Origin of the sequence: Pseudomonas laurylsulfativorans, assembly GCF_002906155.1 — a bacterium.
Lineage (GTDB): Bacteria > Pseudomonadota > Gammaproteobacteria > Pseudomonadales > Pseudomonadaceae > Aquipseudomonas > Aquipseudomonas laurylsulfativorans.
In genome coordinates this window covers 237,531-253,188 of sequence record NZ_MUJK01000001.1, presented here as the reverse complement: position 1 = coordinate 253,188, position 15,658 = coordinate 237,531, and the positions used below count along the sequence as shown (strand labels likewise).

The following is a 15,658-nucleotide window of genomic DNA, read 5'->3' as shown; positions in this document are numbered from 1 at the left end:
TGGCGGTTTCCGGCGAAGGATTGACGGCATGAAAACTCAGGCAATGCTACTGGTGGCGGTGCTTCTTGCGGGTTGCGGCACGATTCAGACGGTTGTGCGCAGTGACGACGTGGCCTCGAAAAGCCTCAAGGAACAAAAGAGTTATTGCGGTGCGGTACCGCGAATCTATAGCGGCGTAACCTACGACTTTTGCTACCTGAACGCGCCCCTCGAAGAGGGTCGGGATGCACAGGTACATGGTCCTGCCCCGGCTATTGTGCTGCTGGATGTGGTCGTGTCCGGAGCGATGGATACACTGCTGCTGCCCTACACCATCTATCGCCAGCAAGCCGACGGCAGCATTGTCATAGTCGAGTAGTCCTGAATTTAAGGTAATAAAAAACCCGCCTTGGCGGGTTTTTTACTTCAGGGCCAATGATCAGTCATCGCGACCCATGATGCCGAACAGCTGCAACAGGCTGATGAACAGATTGTAGATCGATACATACAGGCTAATCGTGGCCATGATGTAGTTACGCTCGCCGCCATGAATGATGGCGCTGGTCTGGAACAGGATGCAGACCGAGGAGAACAGCACGAAACCTGCGCTGATCGCCAGTTGCAGGCCGCTGATCTGGAAGAACATGCCCGCCAGCGTCGCACCTAGCAGCACGAAGAAGCCTGCCGTGATGAAACCGCCGAGGAAGCTCATGTCCTTGCGGGTGATCAGCACATACGCCGACAGACCGCCGAACACCAGCGCCGTCATTGCAAATGCCGAGCTGACCACTTCAGCGCCGCCCTGCATACCCAGGTAACGGTTGAGGATCGGGCCGAGCAGGAACCCCATGAAACCGGTCAGGGCAAATGCCGACACCAGGCCCCAGGCCGAGTCACGGAGTTTGTTGGTGAGGAAGAAAAGACCGTAGAAGCCGATCAGCACCACGAAAATATTCGGGTAGCCAACACGCATCTGCTGGGCAACGAAGGCCATCACACCGCTGAAAGCCAGGGTCAGGGCGAGCAAGCCGTATGTGTTGCGCAGGACGCGGCTAACCTCTAGCTGCTCAGCCTGCACGCTGTTATTAACTGCGTAATCCTGTTCGCGCATGGCGACACTCCTGTTGGTTTGAAACGTTCAGTCGCAAAGATCATAACAGACGCCCTGTAACAAGCTATGCAGAGAGTTTGACAGTGTGTTTCATTCAGGTATTATGGCGCCCGCAACGCAAACGGAGGTGTGGCCGAGTGGTTTAAGGCAACGGTCTTGAAAACCGTCGACTGTAACAGGTCCATGAGTTCGAATCCCATCGCCTCCGCCATCTTTATACGTTAGAGCCCTGATTTTTCAGGGCTTTTTCGTTTCTGGGATTTGGCGAAAATCCGACCACACCCGAAGCGTTACAAAACTTTTCGGGTGTCGTTACAAAACTCTCCCGTTTTCCCCGCCTTCTCGCATCCTGCCAACACCCCCGATCACCGTCCGAGAAATCCTGCTGCTACGCTGAAAACTCCACGGAGGATTCACGATGCCAAACTCAGACCTGCTCCCTTCCCTGCTATTCAAGCTCAACGAAAACCAGCTCGCGCTTGAGGCCGCCATCCTGGAGCTTTCAAATTGGGTGGAGATGCGCGGATCGGCCGACGTCGCCGACAATGTGCGCGGCGCTCTGGAGGCCATCGACAAGAATGAGGATTTCATCAAGATGACACTCGCGGTGCTCATGACACCTGAGTGATTTCCCGTCTCCAGCCCTGATCCCCGACGTCATATCTGCTGAGCGAGACCTGTCGCGAGCCTAGTGAAGCGGGCCCAATGATGGATCGGACTGACTCATCTTCCACCTCCCGCAAATAAAGGCCAAAAAGCCTTACTCTGTAACCCGCGTACCAGCTCTGTACCAACTCCCTTTCTCCCTCCTGCCTCAGCACGATCCTCCGACGTTGTCTGCAGCAAAATTCAAGCAACCACTTTCGGCTCCAATCACGGGCACTGTCGCTGCCAGACTGCTTTGGCGCGAATTGGGGACAACGCTGGTTTTATCAAGCAAGGCTTGGCACGGCTGATAGCGAAGGAGAAGGATTGAGGTCGACACTACACCAGGCTCAATACCGCATTGGTGCGAGCGCCACTACGTCGTTGAGTGGAGCTACCGACAAGCCCAGATCTCCCATGCACGTAGGGCATGCCTCTCCTGTTGGGAACTGGCGTCTATACTGCCAGGACCGGCTTGATTTTCGATGATTGGTGTGAGCGAACCCCGTGACAATACTGACACTACTGGGAATCCGTGCCATCATGGCCGCCTTTTGTACCTAGCGATGAGACCATCATGAGCGCACGTTGGAAAGCTGACGATTTAGTACGTACTCGGTCTGACAATGAAAATCGCTATAAGCGTAATTTTTTGAAACAGGCTGTTTGCGAGCTACGTTTTCCAACTCTCATGGAACTAGGCGAACAGCGTCCGCCTGCATCATTCGTCAAAGCGCTGCGTAAAGATTACCCGTTGTTAGAGTTGAACAATGAGTTCACGCTTGGCATTGGTTCAGGAAATACCGGCTCTAGCAATATACACATTTTAAGATCTACTAAAGGCGGCTGGAGCATCTCGCTAAAAGAGAATGCTCTATCGATTGAAACCACTGCTTATTCGGGCTTCGAAAATCTTCGCGAGCGTGTTCTTCAAGTTCTGGAGGCCGCTGAAAAGGTAATTGACTCCGACTTCTTCACTCGCATCGGACTTCGATATATCAATGTATTGAAAAGTGAAGATGAAGACATTACCAATTGGATAAATCCCGCATTAACAGCCCCCATAACCTCCGAACTTTTCGCAGGAATAAGTGATTTTGGCGGCAGAATGCAGTTATTGGCTGAAGACGGTGGATGCTTATTTCAACATGGAATTCAGCTTAATCGCACCAACGATGCACCGCCTAAACCTGACTATTTAATAGACATTGATACGTACCGCTCAGAGGTTTCACTGTCTGATACTGCTGCTGCTCTCGATATTATGCATCGCCAAGCATTTGATCTGTTCGACTGGTCTATTACTGATAAGGCAAGAAACGCTTTATCCGCAGATAACAAGACTCGGAAGGGATGATTTGATCATGGACTATTACGTAGATGTTACCCCAGCGCCGGCCCCGTCAATTTTTTATGCCTCACAAGCCGCTTTGGGGCGAAACCCTCCAAAAGAAAACTTCGACCTGGGCGCTACACAGTTTTTAACAACTAGGTATGCCGGTTTAAACTTTGCCGCTGCGGATATCGATGGTACGGAAAAGGTTCCAAAAACCTCTCCGCAGAATGACGCTACATCTCTCCTTCCGAAGAGCGCAGATGTTCGATTACTCCGCCCTCTTGTTAATGAACGACAAGTTCAAGGAAGAGATTTGGAGATAAGCAAGATCGCTGAAGACCGTATAAAGCTTCTTGCCATTAAATATGCAAATGACTCAATTTCTGCAGAAATGATTGCACGCCTTGAAATCCTCAACTCCAGATTAATCGAGCGTGCACCGAGAGTATCCGTTGAGCAGATAAGCCACCTAGAGGCATCTATTGACTCTATAAAATCTGTCGAGCAATCTATACTTGATCGCGCAAAAAGGCTGGGGCTGCCGACTTGAATCTCACTGTTTTCCAGTATCCGAAGTCGAAGCACACAAGGTCTTTGACCCCAAAACTATTTAAACGCTATCAAACTTATAAGCGTTATCTACAACACGAATTCTCAAGGACTTGTGTTTATTGCCGACAGCCTGACAGCAGCGCACCAAACTTGAACTTTGGAGTTGACCATTATCGCCCTAAGGGCATACCAAAATTTGCCAGCTTAGAATGCGACTATCAGAATCTATACTACTGTTGCGGCAGTTGCAATTCTCGCAAAAATAATGACTGGCCAAAGAATGAAGCTAAGGGGCCTTACATCGTAAATCCGTGCGATTACATTATGAGCCAGCATCTAAGGTTCGAAGCTGCTAACGGCATGATGGCAACACGCACTAAATTTGGTGAGTATACCGAAGAACTTTTACAGCTCAATGATTCCATCCAAGTGGAATATCGAAAAACCACATTGCAAGCCTTAAAAATGGCGGTTAGTCATTTGGCATCCCTACAACATCAAAAAAAAGAAATATTGAAACTCTTCCAACAAAACAACATCACTGCTGACGTCTATAACGACGAGATCAAGGGCGTAGATGACGAAATAGGAACCATCGAGATTTTCATCCAAAACAATATCGGAACGAAACCACTGCTCCGTGTGCGGACTTTAAAATAGAACCGGCGACAATCTAAAATTCTTTCCCCAACCTATTGCCCCTAGCAATAAGGCTCATAACCACTGAGCTGAGATGGGCAGATTGAGGACGAGCGCACCTAACCGCGCAGAGATGCCCCCCGCCACAGCAAAGGCTCGGTGTGTTGATAACCGTAACGCGATCCGCTACCGGAAAAGTTTTGCCCCTTACTGAAAAGACTTTTCCGCCTGAAAGGAGCTCCCGGCGAGGATTTAGCCATAGCGCCCATTATGCGAGGCCATGGTTTACACTCGTTTCCCCAATCCTGCTAAAGAGCTTCTCCAATGGATCTGAAAAATGCTGCCGAATTTGATCGCGTCGTAACGCGTGTACTGTCGGCTCTGGCGGATGCTTTTCCGCGGCCTATTGATCTTCACTTTGATGATTTGGGTCTTGCTGATGGCCCGGCTCATGTCGAAACAAACGATGTTTATAATCGGCATGTTGAGACGGAACACATGCCTCAGCACGTTTTTGCTGCGCTGTGTGTCCGCTTTCTTGAGTCTGAAAAATATGTTTCTGGCACTGGTCATTCCTACTGGGCTACCGGTGTATTACTAACGGCTAAGGGGCTGGATCTTATTGGTGGTCCGCCCAGCTCTCTTCGCATTACGCATTGACTGATACAAATAGGGCCAGTGGCTGATTGGAAGCGTTGAAAGCAGCATACGCGTCTACGTTTCCTATCTGAGGCTTCGTATAGCGGCGTTTATGTTGAACAGGCCCACACACTAACGCCAAATGTGAGGGCCTTTTTGATTGGCCACGGCTACCACCACCCCATACACTGGACCACCAGCCCCCCGCCCCTGGTTTTACGCCGTGGGGGGCCGCTTACTCGAAAAGGAAAAGCCCCCATGCCATTACCCGTCACGCCTTACGTTGAACAGCGCCTACAGGATCTGCGGGCGCTTGCCCCGGACGTTGCCGCGTTGGCCGAGGACATCGCCGCCGTGCAGAAGCCCGAGTGCCTTAAGGAATCCTCGCAGAGCCAAACGGAAAAGCTGTTTAACCGCTTGGATGAGGTCGCCCGTCAGGAACCGAGCTGTGCGCTGCGCCTCGCTGCGTGGCTGTTTAGCCTGTCCCACCTAGGCGCGCTGACCAAAGCCCAAGCAGAGACCTTTGTTGATCAGGCGACGGCGCTGGGCGGACCAGAATCCGTGGTGCCTGCGGAATTGGCATGAACGGGCATGAACGGGCATGACCCGCTGGCCGCGCTGAACCTACCGTCAGCGGTGCGCGCCCGCGCGCTGAAACTGCTGGGCGCCATCGCCCAGGCGCGCACGGCGGCCGACTGCGCGCGCGCGGCGGACCGCGCCGAAGGCTTTGCCCTGGGGCTGGAAACGGTCCGGGCGCTGAACGCGGCGAGTCTCGAAGGGCTGTACCTGGCCTTTGAGCAGGCGGCCACGGTGCGCCTGGTGGTGCTGGAGCAATGATCGGCGAGGGCATTCAGGAAGAAGCATTGCGCGCCCTGATCCAAGAGAACACAGCAGAAAATAATGGGCCCCGAGCTTCCCCCCTCGAAGGCCTATTCAACTTATACCTGTTGTTAAAAAAGCCCGCCTAATGCTGCCGGCTCCCAATTCATGATCACCAGTTCCCCGCTGACCTCAGCCTTCCCCTGCCGCTGGTTCGACGTGCTGTACCGGATATCCACCGTCTCAAAATGAAAGCCCTCAAACACTCGTCGAATGTCCGGGTGATCGTTGATGCTCACCATCACCTTGCCCTTACACCGCCGCATGAAGTCGGCCATCCGCTCGTAGTTCTCAAACGGAAAGTCCACGCCGTAGCCAGCGGTCTGCCAATACGGCGGGTCCATGTAGTGGAAAGTATGCGGTCGGTCATAGCGCTCGGCACATTCCAGCCAGGGCAGATTTTCCACGTAGGTACCGGACAGCCGCTGCCAGGCGGCCGAGAGGTTTTCCTCGATCCGCAGCAGGTTGATGGCCGGGCCAGTGGTCGCGGTACCGAAGGTCTGCCCGGTGACCTTGCCTGCGAAGGCATGGTGCTGCAGGTAGAAAAATCGGGCGGCGCGCTGGATGTCGGTGAGGGTTTCGGGACGGGTCATCTTCTGCCACTCGAATACCTGACGCGAGCTGAGCGCCCATTTGAACTGGCGCACGAACTCTTCGAGGTGGTTCTGCACGACGCGATACAGCGTCACCAGGTCGCCATTGATGTCGTTGAGGACTTCAACGGGCGCCGCCTGGGGCCGCATGAAGTACAGCGCGGCACCGCCGGCAAAGACTTCAACGTAGCACTCGTGAGGTGGAAAAAGTGGAATGAGGCGGTCGGCCAGGCGGCGTTTGCCGCCCATCCAAGGAATGATGGGTGTGGACATAGATAGCAAGACCTTTACTGTATATATAAACAGGTGCTAGGCTCTCCGCGCTTTGTGCACGGAGCAAGAGCCTTGGCTGGACTTGCAGGGACAATCTGCAGGGATGGCGGCCAAGCTGGGTGTTGACGCACCCAGCTCGGTCGCTCTTTTTACTTTAGTGTTGAGGCTACGAAGCCGGAATGGCCCAGCAGTTCGTCACCTTGATCTCGCCTAATCGTCACGCCTCAACTACTGTATATAAAACCAGTATCTGTAAGGTATGACCGTGGATCCGTACGAAATCGAAGACACCAGCGACTGGCTTGGCTGCCCGACGCCGCTCGATACCTGCCGGCATCAGCTTCGAATGCTCGAGAACGAAGTTCAGGAACTGACTCTGCAGCTGCGCCAGGCGCGCGAGAAAATATTCAAGCTGGTCGAAATGCATGCCGAGGCGATCGGTGAGCGCGACAGGCTTCGCTCTCAATTGGCCACTGCCAAAGCTGAAGCGGCAGATGCGAACAGGCTCTCGACCGAGATCGAAAACCGGAGCAACTGGGAGTTGATGGCCAAAGACAAGCACATCAGCGAGCTCACCGCAAAGCTACGCGCCCTCACTTGCACAGATCAGCCCCTCGGGTTACCGGGCGACAGGTAAATCCGCCATCAACGCCCGTCCATAGACCTAACACGCAGCCAGGGCGATCAATCCTTGATCGCCGGTGCCGGTGATGGCAACAATTCTTTGAGCTCGCGCCAGTCCCTCGCTAGTTACTCAGCTTGGGCTGCAGGATCACCCGTGCCAGCATCACCAGAATGCCCAGAACGCCGTAGGCTGCAGGCGGCAGTACCGCCTGCAACTGAGGCAGCATCTGCTCAGCAATGCCCAGCGCTGCAATCGCACCGCCAGCCTGAACGCTGGACATCTTCAGACCATCTTTCCAATTACTAATCAGTTGCATATTTTGTTGCCTCGGGTGTTGGGAAAGGTTCAGGCCAGCGTCTTCAGCGTGACCTGGTATTACGCAAACATCAGTGCCACGGGGCTCACGGCACATCCTTGAAGAAAATGTGGCGCCCGAGCGTCAGCGTCTGCTTGGCGTCCTTGATCCACGTAGGTGGTTTGGGCATGGTGGTCGCGTAGTAATGGGTCGCCCCACCGGTCGGATCTGACACCTTGCCCGCCATCACCTGGTCGGCCGCGATCTGCGCCTGGGCAAACTCGCGGAAAGGAATTGGCTTGGCGCCACTCAGGTAAGCGAAATTCGGGTCGTTCCTGTTCCAGCAGCTGAACTGGTACGGCTTCTGGCACACACCGGCATAGCCCTCCCCCCACCACGATTTGGCCTTGCCATCGTTCACGCGGTTGCGAATGGTCCAGGCCACGGCGATCTGGCCGGCCAGGGATTCGCCACGGGCTTCACCCCACAGCGTGCGTGCAAGGATGTCGCGGTCTCTTTCTGTTGCAGTCATCACTTTTCTCCAGGCGAAAAAAAGCCCGCATTCGGCGGGCATGGCTCTTCTACGAAACGGCACTGCACAACGGACTTCCGTCCCTGTCTGGCGCTAGATCAGAGATTGGTAGTCATCTTGATGACGCTGTCCACGTTCCAGGTTTCTCCGGGCAGAGTGGTGTGCGTTACCCCGCCCATGGTGCTGACCGCGCTGCCGGCAACGCTGTAATAGTCCTTGTTGTAGAACGGCGCGTTGGCCACATAGAAACCGCAATCGGCATACCCCGGATGCTTCAAGATCTGAATGCTCGCAGAGATCCCGGTAGGCCCCCAAATCTGGGAATCAGGCAACCACCCCAAAGTGGCTACCTGGGGAAAGCCCGCGACAGATACATCCTCTTTGCCAACATAGGGCGAGCGCAGCGCGGTATTGGTAATCACCTCGCCCGTCGAGTCATCCAGCAGGCGCTTGATTGGCAGCATGGTGAGCATTGCGGCCTCCAGCACCAGCGATTGCGACCACACGACCTTTTGTGACATGTCGATCTTCGCGTGGCCACTTTCATGACTGAGCACCAAGCTCTGCGACCGCGTGGCCACCGCCGTTTGGGTGTTGCACTTGAACAGCGTCGAGCGCTGGACATACTGCAACTTCTTGCCGACGTAGGTCGCTACCGTGCCCATCGGGATTTCGACGCCATCGAGCAGCAATATCGCCGTGCTCTTGACCTCATCGCCGTGAAAGCCACCGATGTAGTCCGGCGCACCCTGCTCCTTGATCGCGCAAGTAATCTCGCCGCCATTGAGCAGCGCCTTGCCCGAACGCGAGCGGACGAACGAGATCGCCACCGGGTCCAAGTCGGCCTCGTAGGCGTGCTTCAACCGCCACAAATCCGCATTGCCATAGGCATCCGCCCCGGTAGGGTCAAACGGCTTGTACTCATAGCCCAGGGTGAACTCCAAGTACTTTTTCGAGGTGGCTTTGCTGCCTTTGATAAAAGTGCTGACCAGAGTCGCCCCGACCTTGACCACGACATCATCCGGCGCCAGCGTCGATACCACCGTCGCGCCTGGCTCGGATGCACGCGGAAAACCACAGAGCGACCCGAAGTCGTTAGCGCCGTTCCAGTAGAACATCGGCAGTTGATTGGGCAGGCCTCGAAACCGGTCAGGGCTAGGAGACTCGTAATACACCCCTCCCTTCACTGCCGTAGCCGGGGTGTCGCCGGTCGTTACCGTGGCCGATAGGTCAAGGTAGGCGACATTGAACCCGGTGCTGGTGAAAGAAAACGAGCCTGGGGCGATCTTGATGCGCCCCTGCCCACTGTTAGTGGGCAGAATCAAATAGTTGTCCCAGGCCAGCGTTCGGGTAGTCGGGTCAAAGGTGATATTGATCGGCGCCTGTTTCAGCCAGACTTCGCCCAGATACGTGTTCAGCGGCCTTCGATTGGCCAGCGCACCGCCATACCCGGCCCCATCATTGATAAACAGGTAGAGCTTGTTGTCATCGACGAATGCGCCCGAGGCGATGCTACCGCCAACACTCGAATAGCCGGCGGTGGTGACCTCGGCCACCAACTTCCCGCCGACCAGCTCGGCGCCCAGATCGACGTAAAGCGCCTGTCCTAGGGTGACCGACACATCTGTAAGACCCGCGATCACCAGCGTAGTGTTGCCCACACCCCGCGCAACACGAAGATCGCCAAACGACATGACGCACGCCGTTCCGCTGAGAAGGAACCGGCTAATGTCGCCAATCACCTGATAGGCCGCACGCACCGTGCGGTTCTTCAACGTTTGATCAATGGAATCAACGGAGGCTTCCTGCCGGGCCAGAGGGCCACCAAGCCCGGAGGTGCCGTTGATCAACAGATACACCTTCCGGTCCGTGACGAACGCACCAGAGGCCAACATCCCGGCCGTAAAACCACCGGTCGTGACTTGCGGAACCAGCTGACCGCTCTCATTGGGAGCACTGTCCAGATCCACATAGATCGCTTCACCGAACGGCACATTCTGGCCACTGACTGGGGCTACCTTTTTCGACGAAAAGGTCAAACCACCGGTGACCGTCAGTTCCGAAAAACTGATTGCATAGGTGCTTGGCGTACCCACGTTGCGCTGCAGCTTGGTGGCCCGGCCCACCACGTGCCAGCCGGCCCGGTCCAGGGTGTTCTGCAACGCGCCGGTCAAGGCCGCACGCGACACCACCCCATCGCCCACGGAGTGGTACTGGGGATACAGCGCCCCACCGACGATGCCGTTCAGGCAGGTGAACAGAATAATTTTGCTGTCTTCGATGTAGGACCCCGGCGGGTTAGCAATCGCCGTCAGCGGGAGCGATGACACGTGCACCAGGTACTCGCCGCCGACCAAGGGCTCGGCCAGATCCACATAAGCACATTTACCGTCCGGCACCACCAGGTCAGTCACAGCCTGAACGTTGGCTCGGGCCTTGCCGGTGCCGGTGAAGAGGTAGAGCCGGCCCCAGCTCACCGTGAAATCCAGACTCAAGGCACCCTTTTCGACCTTCGTCGTGCGCCCGGACAACTGGTAGTTACTCCGCCGGGCAATGTCCAGAATGGCGCTACTGGGATAACGCTTAATTTCAAGTGGCACGCCGCCGTTGTTCAAATACAGGATCAGCGATTGACTCCACTCAGGGCTGGGCACGCTGAAATAGTGACCGGATGCGGTGTTACTGATGCCCGCTGAGGTATTGGGGTAGATCCCCGACGACAGCTGGGCCGCATCCCTGGCGGCCTCCGCACGGTCGGCAGCGGAGACCGCCGCGTTCAAAACGTCGCCGGGGTCGGTGGTGACGATCCCTCGCAACAACGGCGCCACATAACCACCGCGGCTGATCGCAACGTCAATCTTTCGCTCTCTCGTATAGAAGAACACTCCCGCATTGGCATCGGCATACGCAGGATTCGCCAGCGGCACATACGTGTTCTCGTCACTGTACAAATTCGCCAGAGTCGAGGTGCCGCTGATGTATACGTTTATCGTTGCACCAGGCAGCAGAGCGCCGTCCTCAGCCCTGGCGGCGAAGAATTGAATAGGTTGCATATCGAGTCTCTGTCAGGTGTTGAAGGTAATTGCCGGGGCAAAGTTGAGCTGACTGCGGGTGCTGCTCCAGGTGTCGTAAGCCGCGGCGCAAAGGTAGTAGGTAGTGCCGGCGGTCAAGCCAGTGATCTGCGCCATTCGGGACATGCCTTGGTAGCCAACGGTCCCGGCGATGGCCGGATCAAAATCGGCGACCGTTGAGTACACAAACAGGTAGCCGGCAGCGTCTGCAGCGTCGCTAGCATCGCAACTCACATCAGCCGTGGTACCGCTCACGGTGGCCGCTGTCCCGTTCACGGCGGCCGGTGCGCTGTTGGAGACCAACAGCGAGGCCGACGGAGCGCCGCCAGCGGCGTTGCGCTCGATGATCTCGACGCGGTAGCTGCGAATCAGCGCACCATCGACCAGCGCATCGTCGCGTTGGTAGGTGAAGGCCGTGCTGGTGGTCGTCACCTGACGCAGCAACGCATTGCTGCCCGCGTTGTGGATCCGCACCAACCGATCCTCCGCACGAGCCCCCGCCGTCCAGCTGACGGTGAAATACGGCGTTTCGAATGAGCCAACTAATGCCAGGTTCTGCGCCGGCGCAGGGACCACCCGCGCGGGCGACAAGGTGACGCTGTACGCCGTGACGTCCGCCAGATCCTCCAACGCCCGACCGTACACGTTGAACGAGCGGAACTTGACCCACACCGTTCTACCGATCTGATCCCGGGCATAGCTGTATTTCCAGACCGCGTCGTCCAGGCGTACAAACGGTGCTCCGCTGGGATGACTGGCCACCGCCGAGCTCAGCCGCCCGCGTCGCAGGTAGCCCAACTGATAAGCCCCCACGCCGGTCAGCGTGGCATCGCGATAACTGAGCAGTTCTCCGTCCACCCAGCACAGGGTGGCGCCGCTATCCGCCTCGGCGGTAGTCGCGGCCGCCAGTTCGTCCGGAGCCGCCAGTTGCACGGACAGGGTATTGACCGTGTCCGGATCGTTGCCGTCCGCCAGGGCGGCTGAAAGCTGCCCCATACGTGCCCGACCATAGATGGTTTCAACCATCCGATAGCTGTCACCGTCGGCACTGATCCAGATCTCACAGCCACCCCAGTTGGGGCTCGCACCGGCCACGGCGCCCCACACTTGCAACTCACCGGCGAGCAACAGGCTTTCGGGTGGGTTGAACATGATCGGTGCCAGCACCGGACCGGGTGCGGCATTCTGATTGCTTTGAAAACCACTTTTGCTTTGCACCGGGTAATTGGGCGCGCTGCCGACACCCAACAACGCATCCTCGGCGACCACCGCCAACTTGCCCTCTTCGTCCTCCTCGACCGAGATCAAACGGACCAAGCGCTGCTGCAGGTTTAAGCCTGGTTCGGTGATGGTGACCAGATCCATCGGCTCCAGCAGCACATGCTGCCAGCCCAGGGAAAACTGGTATTCATTGCGCACGTACAGCTTGCGCTGCACCAGCAACTGCGCAGCATGCGCGCCGATCGCCACATCGCAGATCTCATAGGCCTTGATCGTCTCCATCGGTCGCGAGCCGAACTGCTCGATGGCCGCCTGATCGGTGCCGCGCACCACATCGGTGTTGTACTCGTGAGCGCGATCGAGGATCTCCAGCGAGACTTCGTTGTAGCTGTCCGCCTGGCTCTTGATCTTGAGTGAGACCGGAGGCTCGCCCTCCTCGGCCAGAAAATCATCATCGGTCAGATCTGCCACTGGCGTGACATCCGGGTACCAGGTCACGCCGTTGCCGGTCACGACCTGATCGCCATAGGGAATGACCTTGAGCTGACCGGCCGACCAGACCAACTCGCTGTTGGTCAGTTGCAGCCAGCGAGCGATCGCTTCACTGGCCGGTGACTGCTCATCGAGCACCGGGCTCAACAACAGGTTTTCAGCCAAACAGTAATTGCGATAATTGCTCAGGTCGGCCACCCACCATGGGTTGAATCCAATGCCGTCCAAAGGATCGAGCAGTAACCCTGGCAAGAATTCCCCGGGATTGGCGTCCGGCAACCCCGGCACTTGGTAGGGACCGTCCACCTCGAACGTGTGGTTCTGCACCCCGGCGCTATCGTTGAGCAGGTACCGACCGGCATACACATAGGCGGTGTCCGCGTAGGCGATGGCCTCGGCGGGATGCTTGGTTTGAAGAAAGCCCCACACCGGTTGGTCCCGGTCACCCCGGGCAAAGCTGAACCCCGCCTGAGCCAAGGCCGACTGAGTCACCCCGTTGATGACCGTTTCGGTAAACACTTCCTTGTCACGGAAAATGCGGTGAACCGCACCCAACGTCCCACGACCAATCGCGAGGATCAGCGCCGCGTAGTAGGTGTAGGTGGTGTCTTTTTGGGTCGCCCCGCCGCCGCCCTTGCCGCCCGATTTCTTCTTCGTGGTCTTCGCCACGGCTTCGAAGTCGGTGTAGTAAATCAGGTTGGGGCTGATGCGATTTCGGCCGGCAATCCAGGCGATCGGCTTGCCGCTGGCACTGCTCTGCACTTGCAGCGCATTGATGCGCGTGGCGCTGGTGGAAATGGTGCTACTGCTGCCCCCCATCGCTGACTCCATATAGGTTGAGTGTGTAATAACGCACCAGCTGGCTGGCCAGCCGTTCCTCGCGCATGTCTGCGTATTCCACGCCGATATCGCGGTAAGCATGGATGACCCGGTGTTCATCGATTACCACCGCGCCGTGGCTGTAGGTGCGGCCGAAACGCCACACCGCCATGTCGCCGTGTTGCGGTGTCTCCACCGGGTGGCCGTACCGGTCGAGCCAGTCCAGGTAGCGTTCCTCGCTGCGATGCAGGTGCCAGTCCTGGGCATAGGGTCCGGGGTCAATCAAGGGCATCAGTCCGACCGCGTTGTAGACCTCGATCAGCAGCCAGGCACAGTCGACACCAACACCCAGCAAGTGCTGACGGTGCTGGTACGGTGTGCGCAGCCAGCGTTCGGCCTCGGCCACCACGGCCGCCCGCTGTTGAGCTTCAAGCGCATTCATATGGACGTCTCCGCGACCGGGATGAAGGGCATGCCGCGATAACGCGCGCGGTTACCGAACTTGTTGGTGCAGGCATCCAGCGTGCGCGGGCAGCCCGGATAAATCAGGAACTGGTCGCCCGGGACGGGCACCGCGGGCACGCCGAGGATCATCGTGACCGCGCCGTCACCGGTCTGCCGGCGCACCGTGCGGGCCACACCGGCGTTCGCCCCGTTGACGAAGCGAATCACCCCCTGGTCGAACCAGCCCTGCTCCGCCATCACGTTGGAGTTGATCCGCAGGGCGGTATTGCTGCCGGCCTGGACGGTGCCGGCCGTCTGGAACAGCGCCCGATTCACCCCGCAATCGGCGCTGTATACCGTGCGCAAACACGACGGCTGATACACACCCCGAGGGACTTTGGTATCCAGCAACTCCATCGGCGACTTGACCGTCACGGTAGCCTGCTCACGATCGACGGGATCGACCTCGGCCACCCGGCCGATGAAGCGCGTCACCGTTCCAATCACCGGCTGGCCCCAGTCCGCCATGAAGGCCCGGGCCAGATTTAATGTCGCGCCATCGAAGCCGCCGCCGGCAATGAAGGGCAGCACCGACTCCCCCAACACCGTGTCGTTCAGGCCGGCGGTGAAGGTGACGTTCAGGGTATCCACCTCGATGCCGCGCACCGCACGCACCCCGGTGCGCTTGATCAGCGGGCCGCTGGCCGAGTAGTTCTGTCCGGCGTGGTAAATCTGCAGGCCGGCATCGGTGTAGCGCAGCACTTGGCCGCTGGCCAAGGCAATCGTGTACAGGTCGGCCATCACGAAGCTGCGCGCCGTGGCCAGGAACTGTTTCAACTCTGGGCTGGCATCGATCATGGTTTGATACTCGTAAAGGCGATGTTCTTCATTTCCCAAATCGTCCGGAACGGCTGGGTGCCATCCAACGAGTCGGCATCGAAAGCACAGCGGAAATAGAACGCGCCGCTCCACACCAGTGACGCCCCGTTGGGAGGTGGCACAGCAAAAGTGATGCGCCCCAGCTCGTCCACGTTGTAGCTCGAAACAGGTGCTCCACCGACCGTCAGCGCGTCAATGTTGACGACGCCATACACCGGCTCGACCCAACTGCCGATGGCACGGGAAAGCTGAAAGGTGACGGTGGTTCCGTCGCCGGTACCGAATCGCTGAAGTTTCACCAGGTGATCGGAGCGATCGAAATACAGGAACTCGCCGAACTGGCCTTTACGGCTGTTGAAGAAGTCCATCAGCCGCGTCCACTCATCCAGACCCGGCCGTTTGCGCACCGCGTTGTAGCTGATCTGGAACGACCACAAAGGCGCCGAGTAGTACGCGGTGGTGCGACGTCGGCCGCTGGCCGCCTTTTGCACCCCCGTGCTCCACTCCGGTGCCTTTTTCGACAGCAGTGTTTGCCCCGGCATGCGCGGCAACACACCGTCGATCACCTCACCCACGTCTGGATAACTGGCGATCCAGCGTGGTGGCCAGAACGGACCTAATGGCATGATTTCCC

At 57.4% G+C, this 15,658-nt stretch carries 18 protein-coding genes and 1 tRNA gene; 10 read left to right on the top strand and 9 right to left on the bottom strand.

Annotated elements, in window-relative coordinates; genetic code table 11:
• Positions 1-28 precede the first annotated feature (28 nt).
• Positions 29-358, top strand: coding sequence for a YceK/YidQ family lipoprotein (locus B0D71_RS01150; protein ID WP_103393096.1), 330 nt, complete (start codon positions 29-31; stop codon positions 356-358).
• A 60-nt stretch (positions 359-418) separates the two neighbouring features.
• On the opposite strand, the gene B0D71_RS01145 is transcribed toward B0D71_RS01150, so the two are convergent.
• The gene (locus tag B0D71_RS01145) at positions 419-1,090 is read right to left on the bottom strand and encodes a Bax inhibitor-1/YccA family protein (protein ID WP_103393095.1); all 672 of its coding nucleotides are present in this window, start codon (positions 1,088-1,090) and stop codon (positions 419-421) included.
• A gap of 123 nt (positions 1,091-1,213) precedes the next feature.
• Here B0D71_RS01145 and B0D71_RS01140 point away from each other — a divergent pair.
• The 8 genes from B0D71_RS01140 (at position 1,214) to B0D71_RS01105 (ending at position 5,738) form a co-directional block, all read left to right on the top strand.
• Positions 1,214-1,301 (top strand) — tRNA-Ser (locus B0D71_RS01140).
• 207 nt (positions 1,302-1,508) lie between these two features.
• Positions 1,509-1,718: a hypothetical protein gene (locus tag B0D71_RS01135; protein ID WP_103393094.1), complete on the top strand. Its 210-nt coding sequence runs from the start codon at positions 1,509-1,511 to the stop codon at positions 1,716-1,718.
• A 594-nt stretch (positions 1,719-2,312) separates the two neighbouring features.
• On the top strand, positions 2,313-3,092 hold the full coding sequence (locus B0D71_RS01130; RefSeq protein ID WP_103393093.1) for a TIGR04255 family protein: 780 nt from the start codon (positions 2,313-2,315) through the stop codon (positions 3,090-3,092).
• A gap of 7 nt (positions 3,093-3,099) precedes the next feature.
• Positions 3,100-3,621 (top strand): hypothetical protein, encoded by a 522-nt coding sequence (locus tag B0D71_RS31180; protein ID WP_133160910.1) that lies wholly within the window; start codon positions 3,100-3,102, stop codon positions 3,619-3,621.
• A gap of 326 nt (positions 3,622-3,947) precedes the next feature.
• A complete protein-coding gene (locus tag B0D71_RS01120) occupies positions 3,948-4,283 on the top strand; it encodes a hypothetical protein (RefSeq protein WP_103393091.1) in 336 nt (111 codons plus the stop codon).
• A gap of 303 nt (positions 4,284-4,586) precedes the next feature.
• The gene (locus B0D71_RS31175; protein ID WP_133160909.1) at positions 4,587-4,922 is read left to right on the top strand and encodes a hypothetical protein; all 336 of its coding nucleotides are present in this window, start codon (positions 4,587-4,589) and stop codon (positions 4,920-4,922) included.
• Positions 4,923-5,159: 237 nt separating this feature from the next.
• Positions 5,160-5,486 carry a hypothetical protein gene (locus tag B0D71_RS01110; RefSeq protein ID WP_103393089.1) on the top strand — a complete coding sequence of 109 codons (327 nt, stop codon included), beginning with the start codon at positions 5,160-5,162 and terminating at the stop codon, positions 5,484-5,486.
• 6 nt (positions 5,487-5,492) lie between these two features.
• The gene (locus B0D71_RS01105; RefSeq protein ID WP_103393088.1) at positions 5,493-5,738 is read left to right on the top strand and encodes a hypothetical protein; all 246 of its coding nucleotides are present in this window, start codon (positions 5,493-5,495) and stop codon (positions 5,736-5,738) included.
• Positions 5,739-5,851: 113 nt separating this feature from the next.
• Here B0D71_RS01105 and B0D71_RS01100 read toward each other — a convergent pair whose 3' ends face one another.
• Positions 5,852-6,646 carry a DNA adenine methylase gene (locus tag B0D71_RS01100; protein WP_103393087.1) on the bottom strand — a complete coding sequence of 265 codons (795 nt, stop codon included), beginning with the start codon at positions 6,644-6,646 and terminating at the stop codon, positions 5,852-5,854.
• A gap of 259 nt (positions 6,647-6,905) precedes the next feature.
• Here B0D71_RS01100 and B0D71_RS01095 point away from each other — a divergent pair, with 259 nt between their 5' ends.
• Complete coding sequence (locus tag B0D71_RS01095; RefSeq protein WP_103393086.1) at positions 6,906-7,283, top strand: hypothetical protein; 378 nt, start codon at positions 6,906-6,908, stop codon at positions 7,281-7,283.
• A 109-nt stretch (positions 7,284-7,392) separates the two neighbouring features.
• Here the strand turns inward: B0D71_RS01095 and B0D71_RS01085 are convergent, their stop codons facing one another.
• The 7 genes from B0D71_RS01085 to B0D71_RS01055 all read right to left on the bottom strand — a co-directional run bounded on the left by B0D71_RS01085 (position 7,393) and on the right by B0D71_RS01055 (position 15,650).
• On the bottom strand, positions 7,393-7,587 hold the full coding sequence (locus tag B0D71_RS01085) for a DUF7940 domain-containing protein (protein ID WP_085715637.1): 195 nt from the start codon (positions 7,585-7,587) through the stop codon (positions 7,393-7,395).
• Positions 7,588-7,672: 85 nt separating this feature from the next.
• Entirely contained in the window at positions 7,673-8,098 is a 426-nt protein-coding gene (locus B0D71_RS01080; RefSeq protein WP_103393085.1) for a cell wall hydrolase, read from the bottom strand.
• Between the two features lie 98 nt (positions 8,099-8,196).
• Entirely contained in the window at positions 8,197-11,151 is a 2,955-nt protein-coding gene (locus B0D71_RS01075) for a hypothetical protein (protein ID WP_103393084.1), read from the bottom strand.
• Between the two features lie 12 nt (positions 11,152-11,163).
• The gene (locus tag B0D71_RS01070) at positions 11,164-13,701 is read right to left on the bottom strand and encodes a phage tail protein (RefSeq protein WP_165798669.1); all 2,538 of its coding nucleotides are present in this window, start codon (positions 13,699-13,701) and stop codon (positions 11,164-11,166) included.
• Complete coding sequence (locus B0D71_RS01065; protein WP_103393082.1) at positions 13,685-14,143, bottom strand: NlpC/P60 family protein; 459 nt, start codon at positions 14,141-14,143, stop codon at positions 13,685-13,687. The genes B0D71_RS01070 and B0D71_RS01065 overlap by 17 nt, the downstream gene beginning before the upstream one ends.
• Complete coding sequence (locus B0D71_RS01060; RefSeq protein ID WP_133160908.1) at positions 14,140-15,042, bottom strand: DUF2163 domain-containing protein; 903 nt, start codon at positions 15,040-15,042, stop codon at positions 14,140-14,142. The genes B0D71_RS01065 and B0D71_RS01060 overlap by 4 nt, the downstream gene beginning before the upstream one ends.
• Positions 15,000-15,650: a DUF2460 domain-containing protein gene (locus B0D71_RS01055; protein WP_103393080.1), complete on the bottom strand. Its 651-nt coding sequence runs from the start codon at positions 15,648-15,650 to the stop codon at positions 15,000-15,002. Before B0D71_RS01055 ends, B0D71_RS01060 begins: the two co-directional genes overlap by 43 nt.
• Between the last annotated feature and the right edge of the window lie 8 nt (positions 15,651-15,658).